Annotated in this window: 11 protein-coding genes; 8 read left to right on the top strand and 3 right to left on the bottom strand. The window is 47.6% G+C overall.

The genetic code is table 11. The features are described from left to right. The first annotated feature begins 35 nt into the window (after positions 1-35). The 4 genes from ACO08K_RS12415 to ACO08K_RS12430 all read left to right on the top strand — a co-directional run bounded on the left by ACO08K_RS12415 (position 36) and on the right by ACO08K_RS12430 (position 5167). Positions 36-746 carry an ATP-dependent Clp protease proteolytic subunit gene (locus ACO08K_RS12415; protein ID WP_320027493.1) on the top strand — a complete coding sequence of 237 codons (711 nt, stop codon included), beginning with the start codon at positions 36-38 and terminating at the stop codon, positions 744-746. 101 nt (positions 747-847) lie between these two features. Further along, positions 848-2119 (top strand): ATP-dependent Clp protease ATP-binding subunit ClpX, encoded by a 1272-nt coding sequence (clpX, locus tag ACO08K_RS12420; RefSeq protein WP_421796718.1) that lies wholly within the window; start codon positions 848-850, stop codon positions 2117-2119. A gap of 192 nt (positions 2120-2311) precedes the next feature. Further along, on the top strand, positions 2312-4606 hold the full coding sequence (locus ACO08K_RS12425; protein WP_421796719.1) for a T9SS type A sorting domain-containing protein: 2295 nt from the start codon (positions 2312-2314) through the stop codon (positions 4604-4606). A gap of 177 nt (positions 4607-4783) precedes the next feature. After that, positions 4784-5167, top strand: coding sequence for a DoxX family protein (locus ACO08K_RS12430; protein WP_421796720.1), 384 nt, complete (start codon positions 4784-4786; stop codon positions 5165-5167). A gap of 82 nt (positions 5168-5249) precedes the next feature. Here ACO08K_RS12430 and ACO08K_RS12435 read toward each other — a convergent pair whose 3' ends face one another. Further along, entirely contained in the window at positions 5250-7331 is a 2082-nt protein-coding gene (locus ACO08K_RS12435) for an ArnT family glycosyltransferase (RefSeq protein WP_421796721.1), read from the bottom strand. 76 nt (positions 7332-7407) lie between these two features. On the opposite strand from ACO08K_RS12435, the gene truA reads away from it, so the two are divergent. After that, entirely contained in the window at positions 7408-8163 is a 756-nt protein-coding gene (truA, locus tag ACO08K_RS12440) for a tRNA pseudouridine(38-40) synthase TruA (protein WP_421796722.1), read from the top strand. Between the two features lie 100 nt (positions 8164-8263). Then, entirely contained in the window at positions 8264-9718 is a 1455-nt protein-coding gene (locus ACO08K_RS12445; RefSeq protein ID WP_421796723.1) for a sulfatase, read from the top strand. 74 nt (positions 9719-9792) lie between these two features. Here ACO08K_RS12445 and ACO08K_RS12450 read toward each other — a convergent pair whose 3' ends face one another. Next, the gene (locus ACO08K_RS12450) at positions 9793-11430 is read right to left on the bottom strand and encodes an NAD+ synthase (RefSeq protein ID WP_421796724.1); all 1638 of its coding nucleotides are present in this window, start codon (positions 11428-11430) and stop codon (positions 9793-9795) included. Positions 11431-11436: 6 nt separating this feature from the next. After that, positions 11437-12303, bottom strand: a complete 867-nt coding sequence (locus ACO08K_RS12455; protein ID WP_421796725.1) for an ADP-ribosylglycohydrolase family protein — start codon at positions 12301-12303, stop codon at positions 11437-11439. A gap of 184 nt (positions 12304-12487) precedes the next feature. Here ACO08K_RS12455 and ACO08K_RS12460 point away from each other — a divergent pair, with 184 nt between their 5' ends. Together ACO08K_RS12460 and ACO08K_RS12465 are read left to right on the top strand one after the other, a co-directional pair. Next, complete coding sequence (locus ACO08K_RS12460; RefSeq protein WP_421796726.1) at positions 12488-14257, top strand: DNA polymerase III subunit gamma/tau; 1770 nt, start codon at positions 12488-12490, stop codon at positions 14255-14257. Between the two features lie 86 nt (positions 14258-14343). Continuing rightward, a complete protein-coding gene (locus ACO08K_RS12465; RefSeq protein WP_421796727.1) occupies positions 14344-15834 on the top strand; it encodes a hypothetical protein in 1491 nt (496 codons plus the stop codon). The last annotated feature ends 17 nt before the right edge of the window (positions 15835-15851 follow it).

Genomic DNA, 15851 nt, shown 5'->3' on the forward strand with positions numbered 1-15851 from the left:
TTGGGCGATGTTATATCCTCAAAAAATTACAACTTATGTTTCACAAGGATGAATTCATGAAGTATGCTACCAAGCACCTCGGTATGAGTAGCATGCACCTTGAAAAGTACGCGGAACTGTCTACCGCCTACGCCTACCCCAACATCCAGGCTTTCACGCCCCAGGTGATCGAAGAGCGTCAGATGAATATAGTGGGAATGGATGTTTTTTCCCGTTTGATGATGGACCGCATCATCTTCCTCGGCGTTCAGGTTACGGATTATGTAGCCAACGTGATCCAGGCCCAACTGCTGTTCCTCGAATCTACGGATCCCAAGCGCGATGTACAAATGTTCATCAATAGCCCTGGTGGTTCGGTATTCGCAGGTTTGGGCATGTACGATACCATGCAGTACGTTCAACCCGATATTGCTACGATTTGTACAGGTATCGCTGCCTCTATGGGCGCTGTGCTCCTGTGCGCCGGTACCGAAGGTAAACGTTCGGCCCTCAAACACAGCCGCGTTATGATCCACCAACCATTGGGTGGCATGCAAGGCCAGGTGACCGAAATGGAGATCTACTACAAGTTGATCAAGGAAAACCAACGCGAGTTGTACGAGATCATGGCGCAGCACACCAAACAGCCTTACGAGACCATCGAAAAGGATTGTGATCGCGACAACTGGATGACTTCCGAAGAGGCAAAAGCTTATGGTTTGATTGATGAAGTATTGGTTCGCAATACTCCTCAAAAAAATTCTTAATTTTAGGGCGGGTTGATTGCTTTGATAGGTTCAAAGTGGTCAACCCGTTCATGGTTTTGGTCGTGAAAGTGCTTACGTGCCCAAACTAATCAGGATTCAAAATGCGCAACAAAGGTAGACAAACGTACAGTTGTTCTTTTTGTGGTCGGGACAAGTCCGAGACCCAAATGCTCATCGCCGGCATTAATGCGCACATCTGCGAGGTATGTGTAGAGCAGGCCTATGACATCATTCAGGAAGAACTCTACGACCGGAAGAACCCCAATGCTGAAGCTCCGGCCCCCAAGGAAAAGAGCAGCAGCCCTTTTCAGTTCAATCCTTCCATTACCCCGCGCGACATCAAGGTGCACTTGGACCAATACGTGATCGGCCAGGACGACGCCAAGAAATTCCTCTCCGTTGCGGTGTACAACCACTACAAGCGCCTGATGCAACCATCGAGCGATGATGTGGAAATCGAAAAATCGAATATTGTGCTGGTTGGGCGCACGGGTACCGGAAAAACCCTGCTGGCCAAAACCATCGCCAAATACCTCAATGTACCTTTTGCCATCGTTGACGCTACGGTATTCACCGAAGCTGGATATGTAGGTGAAGATGTGGAAAGTATCCTCAGCCGCTTGCTCCAGGTTTGTGACTACGATGTAGCGGCTGCCGAACGCGGTATCGTGTACATTGACGAAATTGATAAAATTGCCCGCAAAGGCGACAATCCTTCCATCACCCGCGACGTGTCGGGCGAGGGTGTCCAACAGGCGCTGCTCAAGATGTTGGAAGGTACCGATGTAAACGTGCCCCCCCAAGGTGGCCGTAAACACCCCGAGCAAAAACTGGTCAAGGTCAATACCGAAAACATCCTCTTCGTTTGTGGTGGTGCTTTTGATGGCATCGAAAAAATCATCGCCCGCCGGGTCAATACCCAGGTGATTGGTTTTAAAGCCAGCGAAAAAGAGCGCATCGATCGGGACAACCTCCTGCAATACATCACCCACCAGGACTTGAAAGGTTTTGGTTTGATCCCGGAATTGATTGGCCGTTTGCCGGTCCTGACTTACCTGGATCCGCTCGATCTGGCGACGCTGAAACGGATTTTGTCCGAGCCTAGAAACTCCTTGTTGCGGCAGTACCAAAAACTGTTTTCGCTGGAAGGAATCGAAGTAACCTTTGCCGACGATGCCATCGAGTTCATCGCCACCAAAGCCCTAGAATTCAACCTGGGCGCCCGCGGTTTGCGTTCTATTTGTGAAGCCATCATGACCGATGCGATGTTTGAATTGCCATCTACGCCGGAGGTGCGGACTTTGGTGATTGATGCGGAATACGCCTTGGAGAAATTGAGTAGATCAAAGTTGGGGCAGTTGAAGGCTGCGTAAAGCCTGCAAATAGAAATAAAGCAGCAATAAAATGGGAAGTGAAGCGGAAGGTTTCACTTCCTATTTTTTTTATTACATCCGGAAGATAAATGTTAATTTTTATTTTTTTAACATCGTGAATTTGGAATAGCTTACAAATATTAATATCCTTGAATTTTATTTATAACAATTACTTTTACAAATCATCATCCCATGAACAACCTCTTCAAAGCTTGCCTTAGCGCTAGCTTTATGCTATTGACCAGCACCTGTTTTTTTGCCCAGGCAAAACGTTGGCACGTCGACTCCACAGCCATTTCACGTAGCAATCCCGACGGTAGCAGTTGGCAACGCGCTTTTCCCGATCTTCAACAAGCTCTAAAAGTTGCCAAAGCTGGAGACAGTATTTGGGTGGCCAAAGGTACTTATTACCCTACCTCTGGTCTGGATCAAAAGGCCTCCTTTAAAGTGCCCAACGGCGTAATTTTGATGGGTGGTTTTAAAGGGCTGGAAAACCACCTTGAGCAAAGAAACTGGCAAGCGAATCCTTCCGTTTTATCCGGAAACATTGGAAGTAAAACCAGCGACACCGACAATGCCTATCATGTAATGGAGCTTATCAGTGTAGATTCCAGCAGCCTGATCGATGGCTTCTGGATTGAACGGGGTGTGAGTACCACTCCAGGGAATAACCTGAGCTACCGCGGCGGTGGGATCATGATCATGGCGAATAGCTCTCTTTTTATAAGCAATCCACGGATTGGAAATTGTGTTTTTCAATACAATAGCGCTATCCGAGGCGGAGCAATCAGCATAACTGCCGGGAATCGGATTGGGCGCGTAAAAATGTACAACTGCAGCTTTTACAACAATACTGCGTCTCTTGGAGGTGCGATTTTTATTGAGAGCATAGACCTAGATGGTTCTTTTGAGTTGAACAATTGTACATTTAAGACAAATCAGGCTTCACAGCAAGGGCCATGTATATATAGTTATTGGAATGGCAATTTGACGATCCACAACTGTATTTTTGAAGAAAATGAAAGTCAAAGAGGGGGTGGTGCAATCACTATAGCGGGAAATTTGTGTGCTGAAGACTGTGTGTTTACCAAGAACAACAGTGTTTTGGAGTCGCTCATTAGCATTAACGCGCCTTTCAGTATTAACCCGGTAAAAGCAAAATTATGGGTTAAAAGAACTTCATTCATTGCGAATACAGCTAATGTTGATGTTGGACTAATCAGTTTCTCATCACGAAATGAAGATCCAATAGATATACTCTTTCAGCAATGTAGTTTTAAAAACAATAAAAACACACTTGAATATGCATTGATTAACATGGTCAATGGAGGCAGAAGTAAACTTTTTTTTCAAATAGATCGATGCATTTTTGAAGGCAATGGCACCAATGGCCGGCCACGTAACCCCGACTTAGGTATGATCAATATCTTTAACAATGCCGATATTGCCGGAGGTGTAACTGGCACCATCAGCAACTGCGTATTTTTAAAAAACGACCGCCCCTTCACCATTCATCACGATAACCTGGGGCCGACTAGGATTTCCATTCTAAATTCTACCTTTATTGGCAATAAATTGGGGACCATCGTCAAGCGGGACAAAAACCCATCTCAGCAAGCAGAAGTACAGTTGCAGAACAATATTTTTTACGACGAAGCACCCACACTTTCCTCAATGTTACAAAGCACGCTACGCCCCAGCCTCTCAGGCTTCCACTTCAACCACAACCTCTTCAGCGTCCCGTCCTGCAAAACCACCACCGACACCCTCGGCTGTGGCATCGGCAACATCTTTGGGCAATATCCAAAATTTGTCGACAGCAGCTCGGTCACTGGATTAAAACTGGCCCCCGGTTCCATCGCCATCAATGCCGGGCGTTGGCATCCCGAGCTACCAACACTGGACTTGGCTGGCCAGTCACGGGTGCAAGATTGCAAAGTAGATATGGGTGCTTACGAAAGCCCCGGCATCCTACCCGCTAAAGATAGCTTAAGTACTAAAGTCCAAATCCGTAGCACCCCTATCAATCAGGCTTTGGGGGAAATTGGTGTCCAGCAAATCAGCGGAGGATTTCCACCCTACCGATTGTTGTGGGAAAATGGGGATACGGTCCGTACACGGCGTAATCTGGCCGCAGGCACTTACACACTTACCCTGAGTGACCAGCAAGGTTGTTTCAAAAATTACCGCTTTGTGGTGCCATTTACCACTGGCGTGCGTGATAGGGTGGCTCAAGGTGCAATCAGTTTGGCCCCCAATCCAGTGCCGACAGGACAGCCGATCAAGCTCTCTTATCAAGACATTGAACCCGGCAACTGGGAGCTGCAATTGCTGGATTTGACGGGTAAGCAGCTACGGAATAGCCGAATCAATTTGTCAACCCAGGGAGAAATGCCCATTCAATTGGATGCACTCCCCAAAGGAGTCTACCTATTGAAGATGTCCAAAGACAGGCAGGTTTTTAACCACAAATTCGTGATTCTTTAATCAAGCTTATTCTGCAAGGTTTTTATAAAAGAAAAGCGGCTGTTTCCTGTTCGGAGGCAGCCGCTTTTCTTTTGGTCAAACTGTAATAAAAATCCAAGAAAATAAAAAAATAAAATAGTATATTTGGTTAACCTTTATTTTTTCAAAATCTAATTTCACCATTAAAACCTTCACATCATGAATACAATTCTAGGATTGGGCAGGTATTTATTTGCTGCCAGTTTAATGGTTTTTGGTTTTGGACACTTGAGCAATGCCAGCGCTATGGCGGGTATGGTTCCAATCCCTGCGGGGGAAGTGTGGGTATATATAACTGGAGTTGCGCTGATTGCCGGAGCGCTGAGCATCCTCATTGGTAAGTTAGATAAATTAGGGGCTACTCTGCTGGGCGTAATGCTGCTCATCTTTGCCTGCTCCATTCACCTTCCTGGCCTGATCAATGCCGCAGATGGTATGGCAAGGCAAGGTTTTATGGGCGGCTTTTTAAAAGACATTGGCCTGGCTGGCGGTGCCTGGATGTACGCCATTGGTATGGCTAAGGACAAGTCGGTTATTGGGTAAATAGCGGTTTGTTCAAGAAGATGGGAAGTGAAGCGAATGGTTTTACTTCCTATTTTTTTGGGGCTATAACCGATTGTCAACATCAATTTAACTCCCGAATTTCCACCTCAAAATCATCCACCCAGGCCTCCCCTTTATCCTCATTCCACAAATAAACCTTCAACTTCGAATTGGGTTTTAGCGCCGTTTTTACCAAATCCACCTCAAAATTCACGGGCCACCAATTGTCATACACCTTGATGAATTTTGCCAAATCCTGTGCCTGCCAGAAGTAGGCCCCATCCGGGTTTTCAATCGAAATGACCAGTTTGCATTGGGTGGCACTGGGTACATTGATCAGGGCTTTAGCAGCAATACGAATGCCTGATGCTGGTATTTTACCTATAGCATCCAGTGAATAATTAAAGGTAGCGGAGAATTCATTGAAGTGATGGGCCTGTTTTCCCTGGTATTTTAAGCTCGTGGCGCTTTGTTCCCAATAGGTAGCTCCACTCCGTTCAAAATCATTTAAATTGTGTAACAAAGTTGCCCCTGCTGTGTAGGTTTTCGGTTTTGCTTTCAGCTCATAAATCGCCAGGTTCAGGGCCTTGTTTTGGTAAATGGCTGGATTGGCCGTGGTGTCCAGGTTGCGCACATAATCCGGCAAATCTGCACTGCTCAGGCCGCTCAAATACTGGGTATGCCAATTCAGATACAAATACTGCTTGCGCCCGTCCAGGCTATCAAAATTAACTTGTTCAAAACTCAAGAACTGATTCTTGCGATTTGGATTAAACCCACCGTAATACTCGCCCAATCGTTGCTGCACGGGATCCGTGATGATGTAGCAAGCTTCATTTTTATCAATAAACTGCTGATAAGTGATGGCCCGTTGCGCCGGGTACTGCACCTTGCGGGCGTACTGCATTTGTTGAATCAGGCCAATCAGCAGGATGCCCAAAAACAGTAGGGTAAAAAGCAATTTAAAAACTGGCGCTTTGCTAGGTAGATAATAAAAACCCGCAAGCAGAATGAGGGCAGGCAAATAAGGTTTTTCAAAAAGCTGCCCATTGATGTAGAATAAAAATAGCGTAGCCAAAGCAAGCGTCAGCAATAACTGCCATCCATATTTTTTCTCTTCCAAAAATTCACCAAGGATTCTGGCCGCTGGGACCGCCGCCACTGGGATCAAAAACAAATAATGTCGGGGGTCCAAACACATCGGCACATAAGCCTTGAGCGAAATGCTCATAAAATTGGAGGCTAAAAAAAGCACAAGGGCCGAGCAGGCATAAAAACTCAGAGAATCGGTTTGCCTAAACAGTTTCCACCCTTCCTTGCGAAACAGGTAAGCCCCAATAAAAACAAAGCTGAACAAGATCCCTTCGGTACTCGTGAGGGCAAAAAAATCGTAATACAAACGTTGGAGCAAAACCTGAGTGGGTTGTTGATCGTAGCTACAGGCATTCAAATAACTGTTGCTGGCAATGGCATCGAGGCGTTCAAAAAAATTGCCTGTGAGTGCCCAAATGAAGGTGAAATAAGCCCCCAGAACAAGCAGTCCATAAAGCGAGGTATAGCCCCAAAATTTGAGCTGCCGCCGCTGGATCAAATCTACCAACACCCAGGCAAGGAGCATCGGCAGGGTCAAAACGATGGTCTCTTTGGCCAGCCAGCCGAAGCCCAGTGCTGCCACCAAACCCAGGGCATAACGTTGAGTTTGGCTGTGGTCACTAAAATATTTGTACCGATCCGCGCTGAATACGGCCAACATCACCGCCAGGGCCACGTAAATATCGGGCATCAATTTGTCCGAATAGTACAAAAACCAATTGGAGCAGGCGGTAAGCCCGAGCCCCAGCGCAAGTGTATAGCTGGAATACTGCCGCAAGGCCGCAAAAACCAGGTATAAGATCAAAAAAGAGCAAAACAAAGGCGGCAGGGCCGAAGCAAAGTCATTGACCCCAAAAAGGGCATAAGCCAGGGCGGTAGGGATCAAAATGGCAAAGCGATAACTGTAATGATCTGTATAATCGACTGCTCCGTGTAAAAGCGCATTGGCCAAACGTGCGTAATGCAAATCGTCAAAACCATAATGGCCAAAAAAAGCATACCCATGATGGGCAATGGTGAAAAGGATAAAAACAGCAAGGATAAAATACGGGATAGGTCTATTTTTTCTCATTTACTTTTGCGGCTAATTGGGTTAAATTTAGAACGTTTGACCCTGGTTTTGTAATTTACACGTGGAATTACTTTTTATGAAACGATATTTCATCGAACTCGCCTACAATGGCACCCATTACTTCGGCTGGCAACGCCAACCCGGTAAAAATTCTGTGCAACAAACCCTGGAAGAATACATGGGCACTATTTTGGGCACCGAGCTGGAAATTACTGGCTGTGGCCGTACGGATACCGGGGTACATGCCAAACAGTACTTTGCTCATTTTGATTTTGAAGGGGAGTTTCCCGCCGAGTTTGTGCGCCGGCTCAATAAGTTTTTGCCCAAAGACATCGCGGTGTTTCGCATTTTTGAAGTAGCACCCGATGCCCATGCCCGTTTTGATGCCTATCAGCGCAGTTACGAGTACCACCTGAGTTTTCGCAAAGACCCTTTTACGGAGCATTTGGCCCATTTTTACCCCTACACCCAGCAGCCTGATCCGGCACTGATGCAAACTGCGGCGGCACTTTTGCTTCAATTTGAAGAATTTGCTCCTTTCTGCAAAAGCAACCACGATGCCAAAACGATGATCTGCAATTTGACCCGTTCGGAATGGGAATTTTATCCCGAGGAGCATCGGGCCGTATTCCACATCACTTCCAATCGTTTTTTGCGGGGTATGGTTCGCCTGATTGTTGGCATGTGTCTGGGTGTTGGAACGGGGCAAATTTCCTTGGAGGAGGTCAAAGTGGCTATGGAGAAACAATCCCGTTTGCGGAAGGCGACGAGTGCGCCTCCGGAGGGTTTGTACCTTGGGGGGATTTTGTACAAAACCGGGGATGAGAATTAAAAACCTCAAGCATTTTTTTCACCACCTAAGAAACCTTAGGCACTTAAGATGCACCTCAGCGAGTCGAGTGGTTTGAAAAATCATAAAACATCAGATTGCCATGAAATCAAGCATTACCATCCTGTTGTTGGCCCTGTCGGTATTTGTGGAGAGTCGGCAAAAATCTGCCCCTAAGGAAAAACTCCCCAATATCGTGATCATCTTTATGGACGATTTGGGCTACGGCGACCTGAGTTGTTATGGCGCACTGGACTATAAAACGCCAAACCTGGATCAACTGGCCGCACAAGGAATCCGTTTCACCAATTTCCTCTCGGCTCAACCTGTGTGCTCAGCTTCCCGGGCAGGGCTGCTGACGGGCTGTTACCCCAATCGACTGAACATCTCCGGGGCTTTGTTTCCCAATGCGAAAGTGGGCATCAATCCAGATGAAACGACCCTGGCAGAGTTACTCAAGGAAAAAAATTACGCTACGGGTATTTTTGGGAAATGGCACCTGGGCGATCACCAGAAATTTTTGCCCCTACAACATGGCTTTGATGAATATTTCGGCATCCCCTTTTCCAACGACATGTGGCCAGTGTGGTACGATGGCAAACCAGCCACTCCTGAGCAGAAAGGTAGATTTCAATTTCCACCCCTGGCTTTAATGGAGGGGAACAACAAAGTTGGGGAGATCAAAACCCTGGAAGATCAAGGCTTATTGACCAAACGCCTGACCGAACGCGCCGTTTCTTTCATCCAAAAAAACAAAAGCCGGCCTTTCTTTTTGTACTTGCCCCATCCCATGCCGCACGTGCCTATTGCGGCGTCCTCAACATTTAAGGGCAAAAGTAAGCAAGGGGAGTATGGCGATGTATTGATGGAAATAGACTGGTCGGTCGGGCAAATTATGCAGACTTTGACCGCTAATGGCCTGGATAAAAATACCCTGGTCATTTTTACCAGCGACAATGGCCCCTGGTACAATTTTGGCAACCATGCTGGATCTAATGGGGGCTTGCGGGAAGGTAAAGGCACTTCCTTTGAAGGAGGCTTACGGGTGCCCTGCATCATGCGCTGGAAAGGACGACTGCCAGAAGGAGTGGTATGCAATCAGTTGAGTTCCACCATTGATGTATTGCCGACTATTGCCGATTTGTGCAAAATTCCTCAACCTGCCAAAAAGATCGATGGGCGGAGTATGTTGCCAATTTTGGAAGGCAATCTGGACTATGAGGTGCGCAAAAACTTTTACTATTACTACCGCCGCAATGACCTGCACGCGGTGCGCAGTGGGCATTGGAAGCTGATCTTGCCACACAAGGGACGTTCTTATGTCAATCAAATGCCTGGCGAAGACGGTTTCCCGGGTGGATCACCCGAAGACGTACCCTTCCCGATGGCACTTTACGATTTGCGGCGCGACCCGGGCGAAGCTTACGATGTACAAGCCAAGTACCCCGAGGTGCTGAAGTCACTGCTGCAAGTGGCAGAAGAAGCGCGGGCTGATCTGGGGGATGACATCACTCAACGTCCACGAACGAATGCACGACCTAGTGGGACTGTGGAATAAGTTTATTTTATAGATTCTCGCACTACTGGACGAGCTGTGTAAAAGTCCAGTAGTGCGATCCCTACGATTAAATCCTACGACAAATATTTCCCCACAATCGGCATCCGCCGCCCCATGCCAAATGCCTTGGACGACACCCGCAGTACGGGTGCAGTTTGATGCCGTTTGAACTCGTTGATGTTCACCAAACGCAGTACCCGACGCACCAGCGCATCGTCAAATCCCATGTCGACCAGTTCTTTGGGGCCTTGGTGGCGCTCAATATAGTTGTAAAGTACAGCATCCAGAATATCGTAATCCGGTAAACTATCACTGTCCTTTTGTCCGGGGCGAAGCTCCGCAGAAGGTGGTTTTACGATGGAATTTTCCGGGATTACTTCCCCATCCTTGTTGATGTAGTGGGCCAGTTCGTACACTTCGGTTTTGTACACATCACCGAGTACTGAAAGGCCGCCGCACATGTCCCCGTACAAAGTGCCGTAGCCCACTGCCATTTCACTCTTGTTGCTGGTATTGAGCAGGATATGTCCAAATTTATTGGAAAAAGCCATCACCAGCATGCCCCGAATCCGGGCCTGGAGGTTTTCTTCGGTAACGTTGAAAGGGAAACCAAAAAAGTGCGGCTTGAGTGTTTCCATGTAAGCCTGATACATCGGCTCGATGAAAATGATGTCGTATTGTACCCCCAGGTTTTCGGCCAGTTTGCGGGCGTCGTTTACCGAATGGTCGGAGGAATATTGCGAAGGCATCAGGATCACCCGCACGTTGTCGGCACCCAGGGCACGAGCCGCCAGCACGACAGTTACTGCTGAGTCGATCCCGCCAGAAAGTCCCAAAATGGCCTTTTTGAGCCCCAGTTTCCCAAAATAATCGCGAATCCCCATCAGCAGCGCATCGTGCATGAGTGGCGTTTTTTCACGCGGCAGCTCTACCTGTTTTTCCCCCTTCATCACATCATCCAGTTCGTAAACCCGGATACATTCTTCAAAAAAGGGCATCTCGTCGTAAACATTCCCATTGGGCGACATCACCACCGAGCCACCGTCGAACAACAATTCGGTTTGCCCACCCACGTGGTTGACGTAAAAAATCGGCACATTGTAGCGCTCCACATTGGCCCGAATTACGTGGATGCGTTCCGGAGCGTGGTCATAGGAGAAAGGGGATGCCGATACATTGATCATCAACTCGGGCTTGAAAGGCATCATCTCATCCATGGGACAAATGGTGTAGAGTGGGTTTTCGTTGCCCACGTTCCAGATGTCTTCACAAACGGTGAGGGCAATGCGTTTGCCCATGTATTCTACAATCCCAAACTCGGAAGCGGGCTGAAAGTAGCGGTATTCGTCAAATACATCGTAGGTAGGAAGCAGGGCTTTGTGCTGGACGTACTCTACCCGCCCATAGGCTAGAAAATAAGCGGAGTTGTACAAGTCCTTGCCTTCCACCTGCGGATTTCGGGTGGGCGAACCCAGCACGATGGCAATGCCTTGAGCAGCCTTGGCAAGTGTCTGAACACATGCATCGGCTTGGCGAATAAAATCATCAAATTCCAAAAAGTCGCGGGCGGGATATCCACAAGTAGCCAATTCCGGGAAACAGATGATGTCTGCACCCTGGGTTTTGGCCGTTTCGGTCATTTGTAACATTTTGGATAGGTTGCCCTCAAAGTTGCCGATGTGGGCGTTGAATTGGGCGATAGCAATACGCATGGTGATTTATAAATTTCTGTTGAGGTGTCCTGTAATCGGCAATTGTGCCAACAGTTGTCGGTCCAGGTTTTCGATATAACTGCGCCCGTAGGGGCCATTTTCCAGTTGTTCAAACATCCAATCGGGTAAATCCTGTACAATCTCCGGGCAAATGCTCCCCAGGGCCAGCGTCAATGAAGCCACTGTATCTGTATCACCCCCTAAATCCACCGCTTCCCAAAGAATGGAACTCATCCGTTCACCCTGCATCAGAAGGCTCAGTACGGCTTCGACCGTTTCTTTACCCTTCATGGGCACTTCACCCTGCCAGTCCAGCGGCCATTGCACGCCCTGCCAGTCGGCCAAATAAGCAATTAACTCTGCTTTACTGCCCCTTCGGTACAAAAAAAAATGTGCGCTCAAGGCAATGGCTTGGGCTGCTCTCACCCCCCATTCGGTATCATGGGTAATTCTGGCCTGGAGCGTTGCTTTTTCCAATACTTCTTTTTCCGAACCCAACACGCCGATTGGATAAGCACGCATGGCTGATCCATTGCGTTCACTACTGGGGATGATTTTATCCAGGAGTTCCTGACCAGAAGCTACCTCTTTGAGCAAACCAAAAAAGCGGAAAGCGTAGCCTTGACGGGTGTCTCGTTTGAACACCTCCACAAACTTATTCGCCACACTGAGGCGCGTCCATTCCCTGCCCTCCACAATCAGTTCTGCCAAGGACAGCGCCATTTGCGTGTCGTCGGTGTAGTGTCCGCAGATGGTTCGGTAAAACGGGTGACGTTTGTATTTCGTTAGTTTGTTGCGCCGCCGGATAATCAGGCGGTAGACAAACTCAAACCCCGCTCCGTATGCATCCCCAATGGCGCCTTCCAGCAGCATAAGTTTGATTTTATAGTTCAAAATTAAGCGAACTTAGTTTAAAAGTCAAACTAAGTGTCGAATAAATTTTTTTATCCCCAGTTCGGTATAACTTCTTCCCTGCACGGTACAAATTTTGTAAGTTTGCAAACTAGACTTTTTGTTCATAAAGTCTCCTGTGTGAAAGCACAGCAAAACTACATCCATGAGTAATTTTGTCGTTTCGGCTCGCAAATACCGTCCGGTCACCTTTGAGGATGTCGTTGGTCAAGAACACGTGACCAATACCCTCAAAAACGCCCTGCGCAATGATCACCTGGCGCATGCGTTTTTGTTTTGTGGCCCGCGTGGAGTTGGCAAAACGACCTGTGCCCGGATTTTGGCCAAAGTCATCAACTGTCAAAACCCCGGAGTAGAGCTGGAGCCCTGCAATACTTGCTCTTCCTGCACTTCATTTAACGACAATGCTTCTTTCAACATTACCGAACTCGATGCGGCTTCCAACAACAGCGTGGAGCACATCCGTGCTTTGATCGAGCAAGTGCGCTTTCAACCACAGCAAGGTAAATATAAAGTTTTTATAATTGATGAGGTGCACATGCTTTCTCAACAAGCTTTTAATGCTTTTTTGAAAACATTGGAAGAACCACCGAGTTACGCCATCTTTATTCTGGCTACTACTGAAAAACACAAGATCATTCCCACCATCTTGTCGCGTTGTCAGATCTTCGATTTTAAACGCATCCAGGCACCTTCGATGGTGCGTCACTTGCAGGGAATTAGCGGCAAGGAAAACATTCAGGCCGACGAAGATGCCCTGCACGTCATTGCGCAAAAAGCGGATGGAGCTTTGCGTGATGCGCTCTCTATTTTTGACCGCATTGTTTCGTATTCTGGCGCACATGTCAAATACGAAGACGTCATCCTCAACCTGAACGTACTCGACTACGACTATTACTTCAAAATTGTCGATGCTCTTTTGGTGGAGAATCTGGCGCAGGTTATGCTGCTTTTTGACGAAATCCTCAACAAGGGTTTTGAAGCAGACATCTTCATCAATGGCCTGGCTGAACACCTCCGCAATTTGTTGATGTGCAAAGATCCACAAACCCTTACTTTGTTGGAGCTGACCGACAACCTCAAAGAGCGGTACCGCACTCAGGCACACATCTCGCCAAGTTCATTTTTGCTGACGGCGCTTAATTTGTGCAACGATTGCGACATCAATTACCGGATGGCCCGCCATAAACGCCTGCACGTAGAAATGACCCTGATCAAGATGACTTACATCAATCGGGCGGTGAATATTTCTACAGAAGCGGCTGAAAAAAAAAATCCTGAACCCGAGCTAGCACCCTCTACAACAGCTGTAAAGGCGGGAGACACTCCTGTTTCTGCCCCACACAGCAAAAATAGTGGCAGCAGCGCCCCTTCAGAAAGCAATACCGCCTCCCCGGAACAAGAAAGCACCACAGTATCTCCTACTCCAACTACCAGTACAAAAACGCCCTCCCATCTGGTGACCACTCCGCGAATTGGCCGACTGGATGACCTCATGGCCGAAGTGCATGCTGAATCCAAATTATCCGAAGCTGCACCTAGTTTGGAAATCCATCAGGAAAACATAGAAAAAGCCTGGATAGATTATTTGGACAAAGTTGAACAAGAGACCACCCGCAACATCTTAAAAGGGATCCCCTTACATTGGTCTGATCCAACGCTTACGGCCAAAGTAAGCTCCAGCCTGGTAGAAAGCACCCTGCGCCAGGAACGCAACCTGATGGAATACCTGCGCCAGGTTTTTGGTCGGAAAGATCTGGTTTTACAAATTGAACTGGAAAAAACCTTACAAAGCGAAAAGCCCAAACCTACCCGTCCACTCAACAACAAAGAACGGCTGCTGGCGATGTACGAAAAAAACCCTCAAGTCAAGGATTTGGCTGAAAAATTTGGCTTGCGCTTCGATGGAGATTAAAATTTAACAAGACCTTAATACATTTTTCGCTTATTGTCTCGTATTTTGAATGGTTTTTAGCCTGTATTAGAAATGATTAGCCCAGCATGAAAAAATTCTACCTACTTCTAACTTTGTCCAGTCTAATTGCTGCCCGGTTGCTTGCCCAAAACGCAGAGTTCAAGTTTCGAGAAGCCTTACCTTTGGGGGGCAGTGACGTTGCTTTAATCCGGCAAAACGATCTCAAATTTCCAGGTATCATCCACCTGCAGATTTTGGGAAAAGGGGGCGTCGAAAAAGCCTTTGCCGAAATCAACCTCCGCACAGAAGGTGCTCGCTCCAAGGTAGAATCCGTATTCAAATGGGGAAATCGGCTCAATTTGTTGTTTGCCCACTACTACCCTACCCAGCGCAGTACCGCATATGAATTGGTTCAGCTCACTTTGGATAGCCTCAAAACCACTCTGGTGAAACCCTTGGGTAAGGTGCGTACTCCACCTATTTCTGTCTACGCATTTTGTGGCTTTAGTGTATCGCCAGACAGCACCAAAATGATGTTTTTCAATTGGCCGATCGGGCCCCCGCAGGATTCGGTGAACTTATTGGTGCAGGTTTTTGATCAAAAAATGGAGACCCTCTGGGCACGAAAATACACCCTGGGCTACGCCAACCGCAATTTTTTGGTGTACGGATGTTTAATGCGCAACGACGGTAGTGCCTTTATTTTTGGTGAAAATTATTCAGCGAAGTACACCGCTGCTACCCAGGTGCAGGAAAAAAACATCGAACGGATCATTTTGTTGATGTCGGGCAAAACTTCTCGGGTGGACTTGATTCAGTTGGAACTGGGAGAGTATAGCCTGGCGAATTTGGCTTACTCCATGAACCAAAAGGGCGATATGGTGGCAAGTGGTTTTTTCCGAAAATCCGAGACCTCGGAATACAAAGGATTATTTACCATCAAAATCGCCGCCGAGTCCAATCAAACCATCCAGCGTTTGAACATGATCGATAAAAAGACCTTCACCACTGCGCTGAATATCGGATCAGAGGATAAGTTTTTGAGCCGTGGCCAAATTGATCGGACGCTCTTTGGTTACGAACTGGGCAAATTGCATGCTGATGCGGATGGAAGTTACGCGCTGATGGCGGGTCGACGGGACAACACCTTGGTCCTCGATATTCGACCGGATATGGTGTTGCAACGCATTCGGGTGGTGCCCACTCCTTTTTCCTTTTCACAACCTCGACCGGGCGAAGTTGCCCAGGGCTTCCTTGCGGGCTTTTATTTCCGCCAGGGGGATAAGTTCTTTTTCATTTTTGTAGACCCCAACAATGGCGCAACCGACGACCGGGGCAAAAAAATCCGCACCGATACGCCCGGCCGTGCTTTTTTGGTGGAAATGAAAGAGATCGGGCGCCTCGAAACACGCCCCCTACAATCCAAATTTAACCTGCGCCCCAATGCCACGCTGGAACCTCAGCACTGTCGACAAATCAATGACGATGAGGTGTTTTTAATGGGCACTGAGCCGAATAAGGAGGGAGGATTGTCTTTGGTGTATATTGTTGAGCAGATGGCTAGCTTGATTAAATAAGGCGCCAAGACAACCGT

This window comes from Haliscomenobacter sp. (genome assembly GCF_965225875.1).
Taxonomy (GTDB): domain Bacteria; phylum Bacteroidota; class Bacteroidia; order Chitinophagales; family Saprospiraceae; genus Haliscomenobacter.

Coding starts and splice junctions, on each gene's coding strand:
- ACO08K_RS12465 (WP_421796727.1), top strand. CDS start 14,344: ATGAAAAAATTCTACCTACTTCTAACTTTGTCCAGTCTAATTGCTGCC.
- ACO08K_RS12435 (WP_421796721.1), bottom strand. CDS start 7,331: ATGAGAAAAAATAGACCTATCCCGTATTTTATCCTTGCTGTTTTTATC.
- clpX (WP_421796718.1), top strand. CDS start 848: ATGCGCAACAAAGGTAGACAAACGTACAGTTGTTCTTTTTGTGGTCGG.
- ACO08K_RS12460 (WP_421796726.1), top strand. CDS start 12,488: ATGAGTAATTTTGTCGTTTCGGCTCGCAAATACCGTCCGGTCACCTTT.
- ACO08K_RS12455 (WP_421796725.1), bottom strand. CDS start 12,303: ATGCTGCTGGAAGGCGCCATTGGGGATGCATACGGAGCGGGGTTTGAG.
- ACO08K_RS12450 (WP_421796724.1), bottom strand. CDS start 11,430: ATGCGTATTGCTATCGCCCAATTCAACGCCCACATCGGCAACTTTGAG.
- ACO08K_RS12445 (WP_421796723.1), top strand. CDS start 8,264: ATGAAATCAAGCATTACCATCCTGTTGTTGGCCCTGTCGGTATTTGTG.
- ACO08K_RS12430 (WP_421796720.1), top strand. CDS start 4,784: ATGAATACAATTCTAGGATTGGGCAGGTATTTATTTGCTGCCAGTTTA.
- ACO08K_RS12425 (WP_421796719.1), top strand. CDS start 2,312: ATGAACAACCTCTTCAAAGCTTGCCTTAGCGCTAGCTTTATGCTATTG.
- ACO08K_RS12415 (WP_320027493.1), top strand. CDS start 36: ATGTTTCACAAGGATGAATTCATGAAGTATGCTACCAAGCACCTCGGT.
- truA (WP_421796722.1), top strand. CDS start 7,408: ATGAAACGATATTTCATCGAACTCGCCTACAATGGCACCCATTACTTC.